This window comes from Microlunatus sp. YIM B11417 (genome assembly GCF_059617205.1).
On record NZ_JCAMPJ010000001.1, the window covers coordinates 1,078,469 to 1,097,590 of the forward strand.

Below are 19,122 nucleotides of genomic sequence, written 5' to 3' on the forward strand. Positions count from 1 at the left end.
TGTCCACGAAGGGAGTCCACCATGGCCGAACCCCAGCCACGGGTCCATCTCGCCGCCCACTTTCCCGGCGTGAATCACCACACCGTCTGGTCCGACCCGCGGTCCGGCAGCCACATCGCTTTCGCCTCGTTCCAACAGCTGGCCCAGACGGCCGAACGCGGGCTGTTCGACTTCTTCTTCCTGGCCGAGGGACTGCGGCTCCGCGAACGCAACGGCCGGATCCATGATCTTGACGTGGTCGGCCGGCCGGACACCCTCCCGGTGCTGGCCGCGATCGCCGCCGTCACCGAACATCTCGGTCTGGTCGGCACGATCAACGCCACCTTCAACGAGCCGTACGAGCTCGCCCGCCAGTTCGCCACGCTCGACCTGCTCAGCGACGGGCGGGCCGGCTGGAACGTGGTCACCTCGTCGGACGCGTTCACCGGCCAGAACTTCCGCCGCGGCGGCTATCTGGCCAAGGAGGATCGCTACGTCCGGGCCGCCGACACGGTCGCCGCGGCCCGGCAGCTCTGGGACAGCTGGGACCACGACGCCGTGGTCGCCGACGATGATCGACTGCTGCGGCCCGGCTCGGTCCGGTCGTTCGCCCGGCACAGCGAGCAGTTCACGATCACCGGGACCTTCGACACGCCCCGGCCGAAGCAGGGCCATCCGGTGATCTTCCAGGCCGGCGACTCGGCCGACGGCCGGGACTTCGGTGCCCGGACCGCCGACGCGATCTTCGCGCGCTGGTGGGACACGGCCGAGCAGCGCCGGGAGTCCTATGCGGACTTCAAGCGGCGGGCGGCCGCGTTCGGTCGCGACCCCGACCAACTCAAGATCTTTCCCGGTGTCGGCTTCGCGCTCGGTGACACCGAGGCCGAGGCCCGCGAGGAGGACTACCGGATCCGCCGCGGCCAGGTGACGCCGCAGACCGCGCTGGCCCTGCTCGGCCAGGTCTGGAACGCCGACCTCTCCGATCTCGATCCGGACGGACCGCTGCCGGCGTTCGACCCGGACCGGTCCGGCCCGGCCGTCGTGCAGGGACAGTCCCGCCGGTTGGACGAGGACGACCTTGCGGCCCGGTATCGCACGCTCGCGAAGGAGAAGAACCTCAGCATCCGGGAGTTGATGATCGAGGTCGCCGCCAGCCGTTCCTTCATCGGCACGCCGCGCCAGGTGGCCGTGCAGTTGACGGCCGCGGTCCGCGACCGGGAGGCCGACGGCTTCATCCTGGTGCCGCACCTGACGCCGGGCGGACTGGAGGAGTTCGTCGACCGGGTGGTGCCGGAGCTGCAGGACCTCGGCGTCTATCCGGCCGAGTACCAGCCGGGCACGCTCCGTGATCGCCTCGGACTGCCGGCGGCGGGCGGGCAGCCCGACGCCGATCCCGCCTCGCACCGGGTGGCGTCGTGACGTCCGGGCAGCCGGTGCCGCTGTCGGTGCTCGACCTGATCCCGGTCACCAGTGGGCAGCAGGTGCCGGAGGCGGTCGGCAACGCGCTCGACCTGGCCCGGCAGACCGAGGCGCTGGGCTACCGGCGATTCTGGATCGCCGAGCACCATGTCAATCCTGGCGTCGCCGGCTCAGCGCCGATCGTGGCGATCGCCCTGGTCGCCGCGGCCACGAGCACGATCCGGGTCGGGTCCGGCGCCGTGCTGGCCGGCCACTACACGGCGCTCGGCATGGTCGAGCAGTTCGGTCTGATCGACGCGGTGCACCCGGGACGTCTTGATCTTGGTCTCGGCCGTTCGGCGAGCCGGAAGCCCGGCGCTCCGGTGCCGGGCGACGGCCCGGCTCCGGCAGCGCCGCCGGTGGCAGCACCGAACGGTCTGCCGCTGCCGGCGGCGCCGAACGACCTGTTCCGGAGGCTTGCCGAGTCGCCGCGGTTCCGGGCTCAGGCAGCGTTGTCCGGCCGTCATGATCATCAGGAGTACGGTGACCAGGTGGCCGATCTGCTGGCCCTGCTCGACGGCGACTACCGGTCCGCGGACGGCGTCGAGCTGCACGCGATTCCCGGGGAGCGGGCCGAACTGGAGGTCTGGATCCTCGGCAGCAGCGGCGGCGAGAGCGCCCGACTGGCCGGGGCGCGCGGGCTGCCGTTCGCCGCGAACTACCACGTGGCGCCGCAGCGGGTGCTCGAGGCGGTCGAGAGCTACCGGTCGGCCTTCCGCCCGTCCGCCAGGTTGGAGCGCCCGTACGTCGCGGTGTCCGCGGACGTCGTCGTCGCCGAGACGGCGGAGCGGGCCACGGAACTGGCCGCCGGCTACAAGCACTGGGTTCGCAGCATCCGGTCCGGCGAGGGAGCGATCAGGTTCCCGTCCCCGGCGGAGGCCGCCGCCCTGCCCTGGACCGACCATGATCAGGAACTGGTCGCGGACCGGCTGCAGACGCAGTTCGTCGGCACCCCGGAACAGGTCGTCGCCGGGCTCGACCTGCTGGTCGAGGCGACCGCCGCGGACGAGTTGATCATCACCACGATCACCCATCGGCACACCGATCGGCTCCGGTCCTACCGGTTGCTGGCCGAGGCCTGGACCCACCACTGACAAGGAGCCTCCATGTCGATCACGATCACCGTCGTCTCCGGGAACCCGCGGCCCGGCTCGCGTACCCTGCGGGTCGCGTCGGTTCTCGCCGACCGCCTCGGCCGCGAGCTGAAGGGCGACGTCGCGGAGCCGATCGAGGTGTCCGCCTTCGCCGGCGAGCTGTTCGCCGCCGAGCACCCGGAGGCCGACGCCGCGCTGCGGCGGGTCGCGTCGAGTGCGATCGCGGTGATCGCGACGCCCTCGTACAAGGGTGCCTACACGGGCCTGCTGAAGTCCTTCCTCGATCTCTACCAGGCCGGGGACCTGAGCGGGGTGATCGCGGTGCCGGTGATCGTCGCCGGCGCCCCGGCCCACACCCTCTCCACCGACCTGCAGCTGCAGCTGGTGCTCCGCGAACTCGGCGCCGCCCTGCCCACCAACGCCCTCGCCCTCACCGAGTCGCAACTCGGCGATCTCGACGCCGCCGTCGACCGCTGGGCCACCGCCGGCACCCTCGACCGGCTGGCCCGCCTCGCCGACGCCGGCTGAGTCTGTTGGTGACATACAATGTCCTTGTGTGTCACCAACATTAGGAGCCGGTCGTGGCTGTGACTCAGATTGACATCGACGACGAGGCGCTGGGCGAGGCCATGCGTCTTTCGGGTCTGAGGACGAAGAAGGAGACGGTCAACCTCGCCCTGCGTGAGTATGCGAGTCGGCATCGTCGAGTCGTCGCCATCGAGCGCTACGCGTCGCTGGCGGCTGACTGGGATTACGAGGGCTGGCGCCGGCTGCACCAGGCAGAGAAGGAGCCGGATCGTTGATCCGGTTTCTGATCGACTCTTCCGCTCTTTGGCGAGTCCTGCGCGAGCCATCCATCCGGTCCGCCTGGACCGAGGTCATCTCGGCTCATGCGGTCGGTGCCTGCGCTCCGCAGCGCATGGAGTTTCGCCGATCGGCACGGACCGCTGATGAGCTTGATGACATGTCAGAGATGTTCGAGGCACTGTACCCGGATGTCGCAGTCAACAAGAATCTGTGGCGTTGGATCGACCCCGCCCAGCGTCGCTTGGCCCGGAACGGCGCGCACAAGGCCTTGTCCGCCGTCGATCTGATGATCTGTGGCATTGCGGCTCACCACGGACTAACCGTGCTTCATGATGATCATGACTTCGCGACCGCGGCGCGGCACCTGAGTGACGTGACGGAGCGAAGTGTTCGGGACACCCCACCGGACAGCCCGATCAAAGGTGCCACGGAGCACTAGTGATCTTGGTCGGCTCCGGGGAGGGCCCAGCCGTTGAACGAGCGGACCTCGTCGAGGGGCTTGCGGGCGGCCGGCTTGAAGTCGGTGCCGATGGTGTACGCGACCGGGAGCAAAGCCGCCTGGGTCACGTCGTCCGGGATGCCGAGCACCTCGGCGGCCTCGCGCTCGTAGCCCAGGTGCAGGGTGGTCCAGGCCGAGCCGAGCCCACGCGACCGGAGGGCCAGGCAGAAGCTCCAGGCGGCCGGCAGGATCGAGCCGAAGAAGCCGGCCTGGTTGTCACCGCTGGGCCGGCCCTGCAGGCACGGGATGACCAGGGCCGGCACCCGGTCGATCACGTCGTAGAGGTAGCTGGCCGAGTCGTGCACCCGGCGCTGCCGCGCGGTGCCGCCGCCGGCCCGGCGCTGTTCGAGGTACGGGCCGGCGCCGCGGCGGTAGAGCTCGGCGATCGGCTTGCGTACCGCGGGGTCGGTGAGGACGACGAAGTGCCAGCGCTGGGAATTGCTGCCGGACGGAGCCTGGAGGGCCAACTGCAGGCACTCGTCGATCACGGCCGGCTCGACCGGCCGGTCCAGGTCGAGGCGGCGGCGGACCGCGCGGGTCGTGGTCAGGACCTCGTCGAACGGCAGCTCGGTGGTCATCGGATCTCCTCGTCGTCGGCTGGTTGTCCCATCGAACCCCGATCGTGATCACCGGTCGGAAACCGGTCCACGAGTCGAGACGGGGTTGATCAACCCATTTCATAGCCTATTTTGGCACTAGGGAATTGGGGTAATTCTCGAGAAGCCCTTCGGGCAAGGGGGAGTGCCGGCATGGTGAAGATCATCGGTCTCGATCTGATCAGCAACGGACCGTCGGCGGACGGCGGGACGACCGCTCCGACCGACCGGTTCTCGGAGGTGATCGACAACGCGGTGCTGTTCGAGGAGCTCGGCTTCGACGGCTTCGCGGTCGGCGAGCGGCATCACGAGCCGTTCCTGTCCAGCGCCCCGCCGGTCGTGCTCAGCCACATCGCCGCGGTGACCCGCCGGATCCGGCTGTTCACCGGGGTCACCCTGCTCTCGGTGCTCGACCCGGTGCGGGTCGCCGAGGACTACGCGACCCTTGATCATCTTTCCGGCGGCCGGGTGGAGTTGATCATCGGCAAGGGCAACGGCCCGGAGCAGGCGGAGCTGTTCGGGATCGGCCGCACCGACGCCTGGGACACGATCGCGGAGAACTACCGCCTGCTGCGGGCCCTCTGGTCCGGCGAGCCGGTGACCTGGGCGCCGCCGCCCGGAGTGCCGTCGATCCGGACCGCGCCGCTGGACGGCGCCCGGATCCAGCCGCAGCCGCTGCAGCCGCGGATCAGGATCTGGCATGGCTCGGCCACCGCCGAGCGTTCGGTCGAGCTGGCCGCCGAGTTCGGCGATCCGGTCTTCTCGGCCAACGGGATGAACCCGATCACCCGGTACGCGGAGCTGATCGACCACTACCGCGACACCTGGTCGGGGCTGGGCCGCGACCCGGAATCGGCGCTGGTCGGAGCCGGCCACACCGCGTTCGTGACGAAGAACTCGCAGGAGGCGATCGACGCCTACCGACCGGTCTACGAACGGTTCGCGGCCCGGGTCGCCTCGTCCGGGCAGCTGCCGGGAACCTTCACGCTCTACCAGGACTACGCGGACTACCTGGAGCGCGGCTCGGCGCTGGTCGGCAGCCCCGAGCAGGTGATCGACAAGATCGGCCGCTATCACGCCGCGTTCGGCAACTCGGTGATCTCCGTCTCCGGCCATCGTGGTGATCTCGATCAAGCCGGCTACCGGCGCAGCCTGGAGTTGTTCCAGGCCGAGGTGGCGCCCGAACTGCGGCGGACGATTCCCGATCCGCCGTGGCCGGAGCCGGTGCTGCCGCTGGTCCGCCGCCGCGCCGGCGAGGAGGCCGGCGCATGACGACGGCCGGAGCCTTCGCGGTCGGGATCGCGCTGGACGGCGGTCATCCGGCCGGCTGGCGGTACGCGGAGCAGCCGCCGGCCCGCCAGCTGACCGCGGAGCGGGTCGCGTCTCTGGTCCGGGCCGCGGAACGGGCCGGCTTCGGGTACGTGATCTTCGACGATTCGCCGCTGCCGCCCGGGACCGCACCGAACGTGACCGGTCGTCTGGACGCCGTGCAACGGGCCGCGTACGCCGGGCCGCTGACCGACCGGATCGGCCTGGTCGCCCAGACCGAGGTCGTCTTCAGCGAACCGTTCCATCTCGCCACTCAGCTGGCCAGTCTCGATCATGCGACGCTCGGCCGGGCCGGCTGGTGGGTCGCCGCGTCGGGCGCGGCCGAGCTGGCGGCCGGTTACGGCCGGCCGGCGGTGATCGCGCCGGCATCGCTGCGGCGCGAGGCCTCCGACGTGATCGAGGTGTCCCGGCGGCTGTGGGACTCCTGGGAGGACGACGCCGTGATCAGGGATCGGGCGACCGGTCGCTACCTCGACGGGGATCGCTTGCACCACGTCGATTTCAGTGCCGCGACGTTCTCGATCCGCGGTCCGCTGATCACGCCGCGGCCGCCACAGGGGCAGCCGGTGATCTTCGCGCCGTGGGCGGGAGCCGACCCGCTCGGAGTCGACGTCACGGTGATCAACGCCAGTACCGAGCTGGAGGCGGCGACGACCGCCGACCGGGCCCGGACGCTCGGCACCGCCCGGGTCGTCGTCGAGGTCGAGGTGCTGCTCGACCTGCCGGACCGGCCGGCGGCGGAGCGCCTTGATGATCTCGACCGGCACACTCCCTGGCCGGCGCGGGGACTGCGCCATATCGGCGATGCGGCCGGTCTGGTTGCCCTGCTCCGCCGGCTGTCCGGTGCGGTGGACGGGGTCGTGCTGCGGCCCGCGGTGACCGATCTCGACCTCGGCGTGCTCGACCGTGCCGTGCTGCCGGCGCTCCGCGAGCACGGCAAGGCCGTTCCGCCACCGACCGGCGGCACACTGCGCCAGGTCTTCGGGCTGCCCCGGCCGGCCAACCGCTATGCCGCCGCGGCGGGAAGGCGATGATCACGATGGCGAGTCAGGACTATCCGCGACCGGACGCCCAGGTGCACTTCGGGGTGTTCTACCCGGCCATCGGCTCGGTGGTCTGGGGCCGGCCGGACAGCGGCGACCAGGTCAGCTTCGAGTCGTACCGGATCATGGCGCAGACGGCCGAACGCGGTCTGTTCGACGCCTTCTTCGTCGGCGACGGCCAACGGGTCCGGGAACACCTGGACGGGTTCAACACGCACGACGTCGCCGGCCGGCCGGACGCGATCACCGTCCTCACCGCCCTGGCCGCGGTGACCAGCCGGATCGGCCTGGCGGCGACCCAGAACGCGACGTACAACGACCCGATCGATCTGGCCCGCCGGCTCTCCACGCTGGATCTGCTCAGCGGCGGCCGGGCCGCCTGGAACATCGTCACCACCGACAACGCCTGGACCGGCGAGAACTTCCGGCGCGGTGGCTACCTTCCTCATGATCAGCGGTACCGGCACGCCGAGGCCCACGTCCGGGCGATCAAGGCGATCTGGGACGGCTGGCCGGACGACGCGCTGCGGCAGGATCCGGGGTCGGATGCCTGGAGCGCTCCCATCCCGCCGGTGCGCTACACCGACGAGTTCTACGACCTGACCGTGCATCCCCTCGTGCCGCCGAGCCCGCAGGTCCAGCCAGTGCTGTTCCAGGCCGGCGATTCCGAGGGCGGTCGTGATCTTGCTGCCCGGCAGGCCGAGGTGATCTTCTCCCGGCACTCGGAGTTCGACGACGCGAAGGCGTTCGCCGAGGACATCGGCCGGCGGCTGGTCCGCGAGGGCCGGCCGGCCGACGACATCGTGATCCTGCCCGGAGCCAGCATCATCGTCGGCCGGACCGCCGCGGAGGCCGAGGAGAAGGCGGAGTGGATCCGGCAGGAAACGGTCACGCCGCGGTCGGCGCTCGCCTTCCTCGAGAAGGGCTGGGGCCGTGATCTCTCCGAGTACGACGTCGACGGCCCGTTGCCGGACATCGATCCGGTGATCGACGAGGTGAGCATCAGCGGCGGCACGGTCGGTCACTCGTTGACCCCGCAGCAGTTGGTGGCAGGCTGGCGGGAACTGGCCGAGGCGAACCACTACTCGATCCGCCAGTTGGTGCTGCACTTCACGAAGTCCCGCGGCTTCGTCGGCTCCGTCGGCGAGATCGCCGATCAGCTGGCACACGCCGTGCGGTCCGGGGTGGTCGGCGGCTTCAACCTGCATCCGTACCTGGTGCCGCACGGGCTGGACGACATCGTCGATCTGCTGGTGCCGGCGCTGCAGGACCGCGGCGCCTATCGGACCGAGTACGTCGGCAGCACGCTGCGGGAGCATCTCGGCCTGCGGCCGCCGCTGAGCCGCCGGGCCACCGCCACCTTCGTGGCGGAGGCGGTCTGATGGCCACCCCACCGCGGACGATCGCGACGGTCGCCGGGGCCGGCGGCCAGGGCACCGAGGTGTACGACCAGGCGGTCGATCCTGGCCGATCCACGATCGAGCAGGCCAGGCTGATCGCGCGCCGGGCCGAGGACGCGCGGATCGACGCGCTGTTCACGGCCGACCTGCTGCGCTTCGGCGCGCAGGGCCCGATCGGCAACCAGGAGCCGTTGATCTTCATGGCGGCGCTGGCCGGGATCACGTCCCGGATCGGCTTGATCGCGACGGTGACCAGCACCTTCCACCACCCGTTCAACCTGGCCAGGCTGTTCGGCACCCTTGATCACGTCAGCAACGGGCGGGCCGCCTGGAACCTGGTCACCTCCTCGATCGGCGAGGAGAACTACGGTGTTGCGCTGCCCAGCCCCGAGGAGCGGTACGCGCGAGCGGCCGAGGTGCTCGACGTGGCCAACGCGCTGTGGGACAGCTGGCGGCCCGGAGCGTTGCGCCGAGGCACGGACGGCCGCGCGGTTCTCGAGCCCGGGCTGGTCGAGCCGATCGATCACCGCGGCCGGTTCTTCACGGTGGCCGGGCCGTCGAACATCCCGCCGTCACCGCAGGGCCGGCCGGTGATCTTCCAGGCCGGCCAGTCCGACGCCGGGGTCGAACTCGGTGCCAGGTACGCCGAGGCCGTGTTCACCTCGCTGCCCACGCTCGATCATGCCCGCGCGTACACGACCAAGATCAGGAACCGGGCCGCGCAGCTGGGCCGGCCGGGTGGGCTGCCGTTGATCTTCAGTTCGCTGCATGCGACGTACGGCGCGACCGAGGCCGAGGCGTTGCGCAAGGTCCGGGAACGGGAGGAGGCACTCGATCTCGATCAGGGCCGGGAACGCCTGATCGACATGCTCGGCGGTGCGGTCGATCTGTCCGGGATCGGGCTCGACCAACGGGTGCCGGAGTCGATCATCCCGGAACTGTCCTCGGTCAACGGCCGGCGCGGCCGGGTGGAGATCTTCGCCGACCAGATCCGGCAGGGCCGTACGTTGCGCGAGTTGATCATCGCCGCCCAGGACACCGGCCACTGGGCCGTCGCCGGCACCCCGGAGCAGATCGCCGACGCGATCGAGGAACGGTTCCGGGCCGGGGTGCTGGACGTGATCAGCGTCGGCAACCTGGCTGACGACGCGCAGCACGACTTCGTGGTCAACGGGCTGCTGGCCGAGCTGCGCCGCCGCGGGCTGGTCAAGTCCGGCTATGCCGGGCCCACCCTGCGGGACAACCTCGGCCTGCCGTTCCCGTCCACCGACCCCGAATCCGTACGCACAGAACCGATCTCCGGAAGGACATCAGCTCCCATGAGGACAACGCGATGAGCGCCGAACCGATTCCCACCGTGCCCAGCCCCCGACCGCGGTTGGCCGACGGAACGTTCCGTCACCTGTTCCGCCGGCACGCGGCCGGCGTCGCCGTCGTCACGGTCGGCGGGTCCGTACCGGTCGGCTTCACCGCCACCTCGCTGAGCTCGCTGTCCGCGGAACCGCCGCTGCTCAGTTTCAACATCAACCGTGGATCGTCCAGCTGGCCCGCGCTGCGGGTCGCGTCCGCGGTCGCGGTCCATCTGCTGGCCCATGATCAGTCCGAGCTGGCGACCACGTTCGCCACCAGCGGGATCGACCGGTTCGCCCGGGTCCCGGACTGGCGGCGGAACCGGACCGGGCTGCCGGTCCTGCCCGGTGTCCTGGCCTGGATGGCGGTCGAGGTCCGGCACCTGGTCGATGCCGGTGATCACAGCCTGGTGGTCGGCGAGATCGTCGAGGCCGAGGTACGCGACGGTCGCCCGCTGGTCTACCACGACGGGCAGTTCGCCCGGCTGGCGGAGGACTCATGATCACGAAGAGCGCTCGTACGGTGATCGCCGGCATCGGACTGGCCGCGCTGCTGGCCGGCTGCGGCGGCGGGCCGCAGGCCGGGCAGCCCGCCGCCGACAGCACGTTCACCTTCGCGCTGGCCTCCGATCCGAGCTGCCTCAACCCGCGGGTGGCCGGCAACAACGACGGGGCCTACCCGTCCCGGCAACTGGTCGACTCGCTCACCGACCAGGACCCGGAGACCGGCGAGATCAAGCCGTGGCTAGCCGAGTCGTTCAAGGCCAGCGACGACGCCAGGCAGTTCACCTTCACCCTGCGCGACGGCGTCACGTTCTCCGACGGCGGAAAGGTCACGGCGACGTCGATCAAGGAGAACTTCGACGAGATCATCGAGCACGGAGCCGAGCAGCCCAACGCGCTGCAGTTCCTGTCCAGCTACCACCGCACCGTCGTGGTCGACGAGCTCACCGCGCGGGTCGAGTTCGAGACGCCGAACGCGCAGTTCCTGCAGGCCAGCGCCAGCCACTTCCTCGGCCTGCTGGCCCCGTCCTCGCTGGCCACCGCGCCGGCCGAGCGATGCGCCGGCAACCTGATCGGCTCCGGGCCGTTCGTGCTCGACCACTACACCAAGAACACCGAGGTGGTGGAGACGCGTCGCGAGGACTACGCCTGGGGATCGTCGCTGTGGCAGCGATCCGGGGCCGCGGCCAGCCAGAAGTTGATCTTCAAGGTGATCCCGGAGTCCGGGGTCCGGTCCGGCGCACTCAAGTCCGGCCAGGTGGACGCGATCGGCGGCGTGCCGCCGCAGGACGAGGCGGCGCTGAAGGCCGGCGGCTTCACGCTGCAGGTCCGGCCCAACCCGGGTCAGGTGTTCGCGCTGCGGCCGAACCTGAAGCGGGCACCGCTGACCGACGTCCGGGTGCGGGAGGCGCTGAGCGCGGCGATCGACCGGGACGCGGTCGTCAAGGCCGTGCTCAGCCCCAGCTTCGACACGGCCTCGAGCACGCTGGCCCGGACCACGCCCGGCTGGGTCGACCTGTCGGCAGGTCTGCGGGCCGATCCGGACCGGGCCCGGCAGTTGCTCGACCAGGCCGGCTGGACGCCGGGGCCGGACGGGATCCGAACCAAGGAAGGCAAACGGCTCACCCTGCTGACGTATTGGAGCACGAACTTCAACCCCAACCAGGCCGCGTTGGAACTGATCCAGCAGCAGGCGCGGGAGGTCGGCATCGAGCTCGATCTCAACTCGGCGCCGATCGGTGACCTGCAGTCGAAGCTGGCCACCGGCGAGTTCGACCTGTCCTGGGGCAACAGCACCCGGCCCGACCCGGACATCCTGCGCAACGTCTACTGGCAGAACGGCAACACGCCGTACGGACTGGCCGACCAGAAGTTGATCAAGCTGCTGGACGGCCAGCAGGCGACGAACGACCAGGCGGAGCGGAACCGGCTGGCCGGCGAGGCGCAGCAGATCATCATCGACGAGGCGTACGGCATCCCGGTGTTCGAGCTGACCACGGTGCTCGGACTGGCCAAGGGCGTCGAGGGCGTCCGGTTCGACTCCTACTCGCGGCTGCAGCTGCACGGCGCCGTCGCCGAGTCCGGCTAGGCCGTCGTCATGATCAGGATCCTGGCATGATCAGGTATCTGGCGCTCCGGCTGGCCCAGGCGGTGGCGGTGCTCTGGGCCGCGTACACCCTCGCCTTCGTGATCTTGTACGCACTCCCCGGTGATCCCGCCGCGCTGATCGCCTCCGGCGGAGACCCGGCCAACAGCACCGCGACGCCGGAGCAGATCGCGGCGTTGCGGGCCCAGTACGGCCTCGACCAGCCGGTCGGCGTGCAGTACCTGCAGCGGCTGCTGGCCTTGCTGCAGGGGGATCTGGGCACCTCGCCGCGGACCGGACCGGTGGCGGCCTCGATCGTCGCCGCGGTCCCGGCCACCGCCCAGATCGCCGGTCTCGGAGCGGTCATCGCCGTGGTCGGCGGCGGCGGCCTGGCGCTCGTCGCCACCTATCTGAGGTTCGGGTGGCTGCGGCAGCTGCTGCTGTCGCTACCGCCGGTCGGAGTGTCGGTGCCGAGCTTCTGGCTGGCGTTGATCCTGCTGCAGGTGTTCTCGTTCCGGCTCGGCTGGTTCCCCGCCTTCGGCAACGAGGGCTTCGCGAGCCTGGTGCTGCCGTCGGTCACCCTGGCCGTGCTCGGCGGCGCGATCATCGCGCAGGTGTTCGCCCGCAGCCTTCGGTCCGAGGCGACGTCGGCGTACGTGGAACTGGCCAGTGCCAAGGGCGCCTCCCGTGCCCGGGTGCACCTGCGCCACACCGCCCGCAACGCGACCCTGCCGACGCTCACCCTGGTCGGCATCCTGGTCGGCCAGTTCCTCGGCGGCGCGGTGGTGACGGAGACGGTCTATTCCCGGACCGGTCTGGGCCAGCTCACCGCGACGGCGGTCAGCACCCAGGACATCCCGCTGGCCCTGGGCATCGTCGTGTTCGGTGCCGCGGTCGTCGTGGTCTGCACCTTGATCATCGACCTGGTCTATCCGCTGCTCGATCCGCGGATCGTGCTGGTCCGCCGAAGTCCGCGTCCTGTGACCGGGGAGGGATGATCATGACGGCAACCTTGGATGCGCCGGTACGGGATCGGGTCACCGAGCCCGCTGCCGGGACCGGACTGCGCGGCCGGCCCGGGAGACCGTCGCCGGCCCGTTGGCTCCGGCCGGGCTTGATCATCTCGGCACTCTGGCTGCTGCTGGTCCTGGTCGCGGCGGTCGGCCCCGGGCTGCTGACCGGGCAGGATCCGTACGCGGTCGATCACTCGGCGCTGCTGCAGCCGCCGTCGCCGGCGCACCCGTTCGGCACCGATCAGATCGGCCGGGACCTGTTCAGCCGGGTGATCCACGGCTCGGCCCTGTCCATCCAGGCGACCTTGATCGCGGTCGCGGTCGGCGTGGTGGTCGGCGGTGCGATCGGCTTGCTGTCCGCGTTCGCCGGCGGCTGGCTGGACGCGGTGCTGATGCGCGGGATGGACGTGCTGATGGCGATCCCCGGACTGCTGCTGTCGCTGGCGCTGATCATCGCGCTCGGCTTCGGCACGGTGAACGTCGCGATCGCGGTCGGCTTCGGCAGCGTCGCCAGCTGTGCCCGGGTGATGCGGTCGGAGGCCTTGCGGGTCAAGGTCAGCACCTACGTGGAGGCGGCGACGTCGCTGGGCGTTCGCCCGGTCACGGTGGTGCTGCGGCACGTCCTGCCGAACGCGGTCGGACCGGTGCTGGTGCTCGCGGCGCTCGACTTCGGCACCGCCCTGCTCGCCGTCTCGTCGCTCAGTTTCCTCGGCTACGGCGCGAAGCCGCCGACGCCCGAGTGGGGCTCCCTGGTGTCCGCCGGCCGGGACTTCCTGGACACCGGCTGGTGGCTGACCACGATGCCCGGCCTGGTCGTCGTGGCCAGCGTGCTGGCCGCGAACCGGATCGCCCGGGCGCTGGAACGTACCGAACGGACGGCGTCATGAACGAGCTGCTGGCGAACGACCTGCTGGCGATCGACGGACTGACGATCAGCTACCGGACGACGGGCCAGGGCCGGGTCGTCGCGGCCGACGGCGTCGGGCTGACGGTCCGGCCGGGCGAGGTGCTCGCGGTCGTCGGCGAGTCGGGCTCCGGGAAGTCGACGACGGCCCACGCGATCGTCGGACTGTTGCCGGCCGCGGCCCGGGTCGAGGCGGGAGTGATCGACTTCGAGGGTGCGGACCTGACCCGGCTGCCCGAACGACGCTGGCGTACGGTGCGCGGCAGGCGGGTCGGACTGATCTCGCAGGATCCCTTGACGGCCTTGAATCCGGTGGTCCGGGTCGGTGATCAACTCGCTGAGGTGCTCCGGGTGCATCGGCTCGCCGACCGGTCGGCGGCCCGGCGGGCGGCAGTCGACGCGCTGGACCTGGCCGGCGTCGACCGGCCCGAGGTCCGGGCCCGGCAGTTCCCGCACGAGCTGTCCGGCGGGATGCGGCAGCGGGCGTTGATCGCGATGGCGCTGGTGGCGGACCCGGCCCTGCTGATCGCCGACGAGCCGACCAGCGCCCTGGACGTGACGGTGCAACGCCGGATCCTGGACCGGATCGCGGAGATCACGGCTCGGCTGGGCACCGGGGTCGTGCTGATCACCCATGATCTGGCGGTCGCGGCCGAACGCGCCCAGCGGATCGTCGTGATGAAGTCCGGCCGGGTGGTGGAGACCGGGCCGGCGGAGCGGCTGCTCGGCGCGCCGGCGCATCCGTACACGGAACAGTTGATCCGGGCCGCGCCGAGCCTCAACTCGGCCGCCGTGGCGGAGCGTCCGCGGGAGGCAACGGAGCGGCCGGTGCTGCTGGAGCTCCGGGACGTGATCAAGGACTTCGCGCTGCCCGGCCCGGCGGGCACGGTGCGAGCGGCGGACCGGGTCGATCTGACGGTACGACGCGGCGAGACCTTCGCCCTGGTAGGGGAGTCCGGGTCCGGGAAGTCGACGCTCGCCCGGATCGCGGTCCGGCTGGAGCAGCCGACCGCGGGCTCGGTGATCTTCGACGGCACCGACCTGACCCGGCTGCGCGGCGAGGCGTTGCGGCGGCAGCGGCGGCGGTTCCAGTTGATCTACCAGAACCCGTACGCCTCGCTCGACCCGCGCCTCTCCGTGGCCGAGTTGATCATGGAACCGCTGCGTGCATTCGGCCTCGGCGACCGGGCCGCCCAGCGCCGCCGGGCCGGCGATCTGCTCGACCGGGTCGAACTGCCGGCCGACTTCGGGCGCCGCCGGCCCGCCGAGCTGTCCGGCGGTCAACGGCAGCGCGTCGCGATCGCCAGGGCCCTGGCGCCGAAGCCGGAGCTGGTCGTCTGCGACGAGCCGACGTCGGCGCTCGATGTCTCGGTGCAGGCGACGATCCTGGACCTGCTGGCCGAATTGCAGGGTGAGCTCGGACTGAGCCTGCTGTTCATCTCTCATGATCTTGCGGTGGTCCGCCAGATCGCGCACCGGGTCGGCGTGCTGAGCCGCGGCGTGCTGGTGGAGACCGGGCCGACCACGAGGATCTTCGACCGGCCGCAGCATCCGTACACGACCGAACTGCTCGCCGCCATTCCGGGCGGCGGGTCCCCCTCGAGGCACGTGGTGAGGAACCGATGACCGACATCGATCATGAACTGGTACACCGGGAGCGGGCCTGGCAGGAGTGGCGGGTGGAGCGGGAACGACAGCTCGCCGAACCGCTCGGCGTGCTGAGCCAGGTGGCGCTGCACTGGCTCGGACCGGAGTCCGAACGGTTCGCCGGCCTGCCCGGGGAGTGGCGGGCCGGCGACGGCGGGGCCGAGGTCACCGCGACGGCGGACGACGGGCTCGTCCTGCTCTCGCAGGCTCGGGCCTTGGCCGGCACGGTGGCCGTGGCGGTCGCCGAGGCCGGCGCCGTGCGGTTCGTCCGGTTCGGCGCGGGGATCGAGATCGAGCTGGTCCGTCGCACCGGCCGGTACGGACTCCGGGTGTACGACCCGGCCGCACCGGCGTTGCGTGCCTTCGCCGGTCTCGGCACCTACGCCTTCGACCCGTCCTGGGTGATCGACGCCGAGTTCCGTCCGTACGCCGAGCCGAGGCCGGTGCGGGTCGACGGCGCCCAGCCAGGCCTGGTCCATGATCGGCTCGCGACCGGAGAGGTGAGTTTCGAGCGCGACGGCGCCGAGCACACGCTGCAGGTCTTCGGTGATCATGGCACCACGATCTTGTTCCACGACACCACGAACGGAGCCGCGACGGCGCCGTGGCGGGTGCTGCCGGTCGAGCTAAACGGCGCCGGGCCGGTGCAGCTGGATTTCAATCGGGCGGCCAATCTGCCGTTCGCGTTCACCCCGTTCGGCACCTGCCCGCGACCGCCGGCGGGCAACGACCTGCCGTTCGGTGTCACGGCCGGGGAATGGAATCCGGCGGCCCGCGGCGGTGATCGCGGATGAGGTTCGTCGGCCTGTCCCTCGGCTTCAACGCGGCCACGCCGGAGCAGCCCGCGCTGACCTCCAAGGAGCGGTTGAGCCGGGTGATCGAGGCCGCGGTCTGGTCCGAGGAGGCCGGACTGGACGGCTTCGGCGTCGGCGAGCACCACACGCCCGACACCGAGATCTCCTCCCCGCCGGTGCTGCTCGCGGCGATCGCGGCCCGGACCACCCGGCTGCGGCTGTTCACCACGGTCACCGTGCTGGCGCTGCTCGACCCGGTCCGGGTGGCGGAGGACTACGCGACGCTGGACAACGTCTCCGACGGGCGGGTGGAGCTGATCATCGGGAAGGGCAACACGGAGCTGCAGGCGCGCGTGTTCGGCTACTCGAACGATGATCAGTGGGACCGCAACGAGGAGAAGTACGAGCTGCTGCACCGGCTGATCACGGAGGAGTCGGTGACCTGGTCCGGTCGCTACCGCCCCGAGCTGGTCGACTTCGCTCCGCGGCCACGCTGGCTGCAGACTCCGCCGCGGGTCTGGCACGGCTCGGCCACCAGTACCCGGTCGACCGACCTCGCGGCCCGGTTCGGTGACCCGCTCTTCTCGGCCAACGTGACCGGGAAGCTGGAGCAGTATGCCGGGCTGGTCGACCACTACCGGGAGCGCTGGGTGGCCCACGGCCGCCGTCTCGAGGACGCCCTGGTCGGTGCCGGTGCGGCAGCCGTCCACGTCGCCGAGACCTCGCAACAGGCGCACGCCGAGTTCGAGCCGATCTTCCGGAAACGCTTCCTGGGCCTGCGCCACTCGTTCAAGCAACAGTTGCCGTTCGACACCCTCGAGCAGGCCGTCGCGGCCGGCTCGTACTACGTCGGCAGCGCGGAGCAGGTCCTTGATCAACTCGGCCGCTACCATGCCGCGCTCGGTCACGAGGTCCAGCACGTCGGCGAGCTCGAACTCTTCGACCCGGTTCGCCGAGCCGGCCTGGAGCGCTTCGTCAGCGAGGTCGTACCGGTCGCCCGGACCCAGTTCCCGGACCGCCTCTGGGCGTGATTCCCGCGTCCGGTGCGAGCATGATCAACTCAGCTGGTAGACCTCGAGCGGGCTGGGGTCGGGGTGTGGTGGGTCCCAGGGGCGGTCCTGGTTGGACGGGCGGCTCTCCCAGCGCAGCAGAGAGCGGCCGTCCGCTGTGCTGCCGAGGTCGGCGGGCGCTTGGACGAGCATGCCCGGGAAGTCGGAGCGCACGGTGGTGATCTCCGCCGGCAGTTGCGGCGTGTCGACTTCGGCGATCGGGCGCAACCCGCTGTTCAGCACCCAGGTCCGGCGGTGGCCCTGGCAGGTGAAGTCCACCCGCAGGTTGCCGTCCGGCAGCACCGACGCGGCGCCGACGGTCACCTCGAAGCGCAGCGTGCCGAAGCCGCCGATGGTCCAGCGGCCGGTCCACTCACTGAGTCGGCGCAGGGCCCAGCCGCGGCGCTCCCGGCGGGCCAGGAAGACCTGCGTGCCGCCGTCCCGGTCGTACTTGTGGTAAGTGATCATGACCCGGCCGTCGGCATCGAAGCCGATCTTGGTGTTGCCGTTGATGATGCCGCCGTTCATCGGCACCGGATCGACGATCTCCCCGCTGGCGAAGGTGATCGGCAGCGTCAGTGGTGTTCCGTCGCTGCGTTCCCAGCTGCGCAGGTCCCGGCTCCGCGCGTACGACAGCCGCTGGTTGGTCGCGGCGTCACCGGAGTCCCGCCAGACCCAGGCGACGTGGTAGTAGTCGTCCGGACCGAGCACCGGCCCGTCGACGTAGGCATTGCGCAGCCCTTCGCCGTCGTGCAGCGGCTGGTCCAGCAGTCGGCTCCACCGCTGGGACTCGCTGTCGTACAGGTTGTAGAGGTCGACGCCGTTGCCGCTGCTGCCGTCCCGGTAGCGGAAGATCAACTTCCCGTCGGGACTCGTGAAGAACCTCGGGTACGTGACCCGCCGCTCGGTCTCCGGGGCGACCATCGACGCGACCCTGGTCAACGATGTGACGTCGCCCGGCCGCGTGGTCCGGAAGTAGACCAGCGGCACGACGTGCATGTTGCCCGACACGTGTAGGTGGCCCACCTCGTCGACCGCCATGGTGACGTAGTTGTGACTGTCCCAGCCGATCACCGAGTCCAGCCGCTGGACCGTCCAGGTGTCGCTGTCGACGGTCCGTTGGGCGACGGTCATGGTCTGGTCCGGTGCGTAGTACGCGACGTACTGCTGATCACCGACCGTCAGCAGCGACTGGCCGACCGAGTGGCCCGACCAGCACGGCCCGACCGTGCTGCGCCCGGTGATCGTCTCGTCGCCGCCCGGCAGCTCGTACGGCTCGCCCTCGAAGGGCACGAACTCGAGCGGGCCCGGTTCCGGCGGATCGGCGGCCGGGATCGTCGTCGCCACAGCGATCCGCTCGACCCGGATCCCGCCGTTGTTGGCATACAGTCCGACCCGGCCGGCGCTGAGCAGCCTGGCCAGCGGCACGACGTACGGACCGGACACCAGCACCCGGGCGCCGTCGGCGATCTCCAGCTCGACCACGCCGTAACTCGGCGACCCGACCTTGATCACGTAGTCATGATCACGAACGACCGGGATCGCTCCCTGGGCGATCAGGCCGGCGCTGTCGACGACCGAACGGGTGACCTGGAGCAGCTGCCAGGACGGCGGCCGGGTGTCACCCCGGGTGACGAACCGGACGGCGTAGAAGTCCTGGGTGCCGTCACCGTGATCGACGACGTTGAACGCGATCCCGGTCCAGTGATCGTGCTGCAGGCTGCGCAGCGTCGTCGTGATCGTGAACCGGGCGCCGAGCTCGAAACCGGTCTGGACGACGAGCCGTTCGGCCGGACCGGACGGGTTCTGCAGGGACCGACCGGTGATCTGCCAGTCGCCGCGCACTGCCGCCCAGCCGCTGCCCGGCACGCCGTCGGCGCGGTCGAAGTCGTCCGACCAGGTGAGTTCCTCGCCGTCTGGATCGGCGTGCGCCCGGCCGGGCCGGGAACCGGCGACGGCGGCCGCGGCCAGCGCGGTTCCGGTCAACTGCAGCACTCGTCGTCGAGTCGCCATGATCGAGCTCCCTCGTTGGGCCGTCGGCGATGGACCGTTTCAATGCAGCCTAACCATGA

The 19,122-nt window shown here is 70.8% G+C and carries 18 protein-coding genes; 16 read left to right on the top strand and 2 right to left on the bottom strand.

The genetic code is table 11. The features are described from left to right. Positions 1-21 precede the first annotated feature (21 nt). The 5 genes from AC6CCG_RS05500 to AC6CCG_RS05520 are packed head-to-tail and all read left to right on the top strand — an operon-like array spanning position 22 to position 3,777. On the top strand, positions 22-1,398 hold the full coding sequence (locus AC6CCG_RS05500; protein ID WP_496653462.1) for an NtaA/DmoA family FMN-dependent monooxygenase: 1,377 nt from the start codon (positions 22-24) through the stop codon (positions 1,396-1,398). Next, on the top strand, positions 1,395-2,531 hold the full coding sequence (locus AC6CCG_RS05505; RefSeq protein ID WP_496653463.1) for an MsnO8 family LLM class oxidoreductase: 1,137 nt from the start codon (positions 1,395-1,397) through the stop codon (positions 2,529-2,531). Before AC6CCG_RS05500 ends, AC6CCG_RS05505 begins: the two co-directional genes overlap by 4 nt. Before the next feature lie 12 nt (positions 2,532-2,543). After that, positions 2,544-3,059, top strand: coding sequence for an NADPH-dependent FMN reductase (locus AC6CCG_RS05510; RefSeq protein ID WP_496653464.1), 516 nt, complete (start codon positions 2,544-2,546; stop codon positions 3,057-3,059). A 53-nt stretch (positions 3,060-3,112) separates the two neighbouring features. Further along, positions 3,113-3,334: a type II toxin-antitoxin system VapB family antitoxin gene (locus AC6CCG_RS05515; RefSeq protein WP_496653465.1), complete on the top strand. Its 222-nt coding sequence runs from the start codon at positions 3,113-3,115 to the stop codon at positions 3,332-3,334. After that, the gene (locus tag AC6CCG_RS05520; protein WP_496653466.1) at positions 3,331-3,777 is read left to right on the top strand and encodes a PIN domain-containing protein; all 447 of its coding nucleotides are present in this window, start codon (positions 3,331-3,333) and stop codon (positions 3,775-3,777) included. Before AC6CCG_RS05515 ends, AC6CCG_RS05520 begins: the two co-directional genes overlap by 4 nt. On the opposite strand, the gene AC6CCG_RS05525 is transcribed toward AC6CCG_RS05520, so the two are convergent. Then, on the bottom strand, positions 3,774-4,415 hold the full coding sequence (locus AC6CCG_RS05525; RefSeq protein ID WP_496653467.1) for a nitroreductase family protein: 642 nt from the start codon (positions 4,413-4,415) through the stop codon (positions 3,774-3,776). The two genes, AC6CCG_RS05520 and AC6CCG_RS05525, sit on opposite strands and share 4 nt — an antisense overlap. A gap of 171 nt (positions 4,416-4,586) precedes the next feature. Here AC6CCG_RS05525 and AC6CCG_RS05530 point away from each other — a divergent pair, with 171 nt between their 5' ends. From AC6CCG_RS05530 to AC6CCG_RS05580, 11 genes are read left to right on the top strand one after another with little or no spacing between them, the layout of a single operon-like run. Beyond that, complete coding sequence (locus tag AC6CCG_RS05530) at positions 4,587-5,705, top strand: LLM class flavin-dependent oxidoreductase (RefSeq protein WP_496653468.1); 1,119 nt, start codon at positions 4,587-4,589, stop codon at positions 5,703-5,705. Continuing rightward, entirely contained in the window at positions 5,702-6,796 is a 1,095-nt protein-coding gene (locus AC6CCG_RS05535; RefSeq protein WP_496653469.1) for an LLM class flavin-dependent oxidoreductase, read from the top strand. The genes AC6CCG_RS05530 and AC6CCG_RS05535 overlap by 4 nt, the downstream gene beginning before the upstream one ends. Further along, complete coding sequence (locus AC6CCG_RS05540) at positions 6,793-8,187, top strand: NtaA/DmoA family FMN-dependent monooxygenase (protein WP_496653470.1); 1,395 nt, start codon at positions 6,793-6,795, stop codon at positions 8,185-8,187. The genes AC6CCG_RS05535 and AC6CCG_RS05540 overlap by 4 nt, the downstream gene beginning before the upstream one ends. After that, complete coding sequence (locus AC6CCG_RS05545) at positions 8,187-9,542, top strand: NtaA/DmoA family FMN-dependent monooxygenase (RefSeq protein WP_496653471.1); 1,356 nt, start codon at positions 8,187-8,189, stop codon at positions 9,540-9,542. Before AC6CCG_RS05540 ends, AC6CCG_RS05545 begins: the two co-directional genes overlap by 1 nt. Beyond that, entirely contained in the window at positions 9,539-10,057 is a 519-nt protein-coding gene (locus AC6CCG_RS05550; RefSeq protein ID WP_496653472.1) for a flavin reductase family protein, read from the top strand. Before AC6CCG_RS05545 ends, AC6CCG_RS05550 begins: the two co-directional genes overlap by 4 nt. Further along, complete coding sequence (locus AC6CCG_RS05555; protein ID WP_496653473.1) at positions 10,054-11,646, top strand: ABC transporter substrate-binding protein; 1,593 nt, start codon at positions 10,054-10,056, stop codon at positions 11,644-11,646. Before AC6CCG_RS05550 ends, AC6CCG_RS05555 begins: the two co-directional genes overlap by 4 nt. A 26-nt stretch (positions 11,647-11,672) precedes the next feature. Next, positions 11,673-12,641 (top strand): ABC transporter permease, encoded by a 969-nt coding sequence (locus AC6CCG_RS05560; RefSeq protein WP_496653474.1) that lies wholly within the window; start codon positions 11,673-11,675, stop codon positions 12,639-12,641. A 2-nt stretch (positions 12,642-12,643) separates the two neighbouring features. Further along, complete coding sequence (locus AC6CCG_RS05565; protein WP_496653475.1) at positions 12,644-13,543, top strand: ABC transporter permease; 900 nt, start codon at positions 12,644-12,646, stop codon at positions 13,541-13,543. Next, positions 13,540-15,186 (top strand): dipeptide ABC transporter ATP-binding protein, encoded by a 1,647-nt coding sequence (locus tag AC6CCG_RS05570; protein WP_496653476.1) that lies wholly within the window; start codon positions 13,540-13,542, stop codon positions 15,184-15,186. The genes AC6CCG_RS05565 and AC6CCG_RS05570 overlap by 4 nt, the downstream gene beginning before the upstream one ends. Next, positions 15,183-16,001 carry a DUF1684 domain-containing protein gene (locus AC6CCG_RS05575; RefSeq protein WP_496653477.1) on the top strand — a complete coding sequence of 273 codons (819 nt, stop codon included), beginning with the start codon at positions 15,183-15,185 and terminating at the stop codon, positions 15,999-16,001. The genes AC6CCG_RS05570 and AC6CCG_RS05575 overlap by 4 nt, the downstream gene beginning before the upstream one ends. Beyond that, positions 15,998-17,032: an LLM class flavin-dependent oxidoreductase gene (locus AC6CCG_RS05580; protein ID WP_496653478.1), complete on the top strand. Its 1,035-nt coding sequence runs from the start codon at positions 15,998-16,000 to the stop codon at positions 17,030-17,032. Before AC6CCG_RS05575 ends, AC6CCG_RS05580 begins: the two co-directional genes overlap by 4 nt. 24 nt (positions 17,033-17,056) lie before the next feature. Here the strand turns inward: AC6CCG_RS05580 and AC6CCG_RS05585 are convergent, their stop codons facing one another. Beyond that, on the bottom strand, positions 17,057-19,063 hold the full coding sequence (locus AC6CCG_RS05585; protein ID WP_496653479.1) for a BNR repeat-containing protein: 2,007 nt from the start codon (positions 19,061-19,063) through the stop codon (positions 17,057-17,059). Between the last annotated feature and the right edge of the window lie 59 nt (positions 19,064-19,122).

Excerpts from the sequence above, each read along its gene's own strand:
- AC6CCG_RS05530 (WP_496653468.1), top strand. The coding sequence starts at position 4,587 with ATGGTGAAGATCATCGGTCTCGATCTGATCAGCAACGGACCGTCGGCG.
- AC6CCG_RS05550 (WP_496653472.1), top strand. The coding sequence starts at position 9,539 with ATGAGCGCCGAACCGATTCCCACCGTGCCCAGCCCCCGACCGCGGTTG.
- AC6CCG_RS05580 (WP_496653478.1), top strand. The coding sequence starts at position 15,998 with ATGAGGTTCGTCGGCCTGTCCCTCGGCTTCAACGCGGCCACGCCGGAG.
- AC6CCG_RS05565 (WP_496653475.1), top strand. The coding sequence starts at position 12,644 with ATGACGGCAACCTTGGATGCGCCGGTACGGGATCGGGTCACCGAGCCC.
- AC6CCG_RS05540 (WP_496653470.1), top strand. The coding sequence starts at position 6,793 with ATGATCACGATGGCGAGTCAGGACTATCCGCGACCGGACGCCCAGGTG.
- AC6CCG_RS05575 (WP_496653477.1), top strand. The coding sequence starts at position 15,183 with ATGACCGACATCGATCATGAACTGGTACACCGGGAGCGGGCCTGGCAG.
- AC6CCG_RS05500 (WP_496653462.1), top strand. The coding sequence starts at position 22 with ATGGCCGAACCCCAGCCACGGGTCCATCTCGCCGCCCACTTTCCCGGC.
- AC6CCG_RS05525 (WP_496653467.1), bottom strand. The coding sequence starts at position 4,415 with ATGACCACCGAGCTGCCGTTCGACGAGGTCCTGACCACGACCCGCGCG.
- AC6CCG_RS05510 (WP_496653464.1), top strand. The coding sequence starts at position 2,544 with ATGTCGATCACGATCACCGTCGTCTCCGGGAACCCGCGGCCCGGCTCG.
- AC6CCG_RS05535 (WP_496653469.1), top strand. The coding sequence starts at position 5,702 with ATGACGACGGCCGGAGCCTTCGCGGTCGGGATCGCGCTGGACGGCGGT.
- AC6CCG_RS05555 (WP_496653473.1), top strand. The coding sequence starts at position 10,054 with ATGATCACGAAGAGCGCTCGTACGGTGATCGCCGGCATCGGACTGGCC.
- AC6CCG_RS05545 (WP_496653471.1), top strand. The coding sequence starts at position 8,187 with ATGGCCACCCCACCGCGGACGATCGCGACGGTCGCCGGGGCCGGCGGC.
- AC6CCG_RS05570 (WP_496653476.1), top strand. The coding sequence starts at position 13,540 with ATGAACGAGCTGCTGGCGAACGACCTGCTGGCGATCGACGGACTGACG.
- AC6CCG_RS05585 (WP_496653479.1), bottom strand. The coding sequence starts at position 19,063 with ATGGCGACTCGACGACGAGTGCTGCAGTTGACCGGAACCGCGCTGGCC.
- AC6CCG_RS05560 (WP_496653474.1), top strand. The coding sequence starts at position 11,673 with ATGATCAGGTATCTGGCGCTCCGGCTGGCCCAGGCGGTGGCGGTGCTC.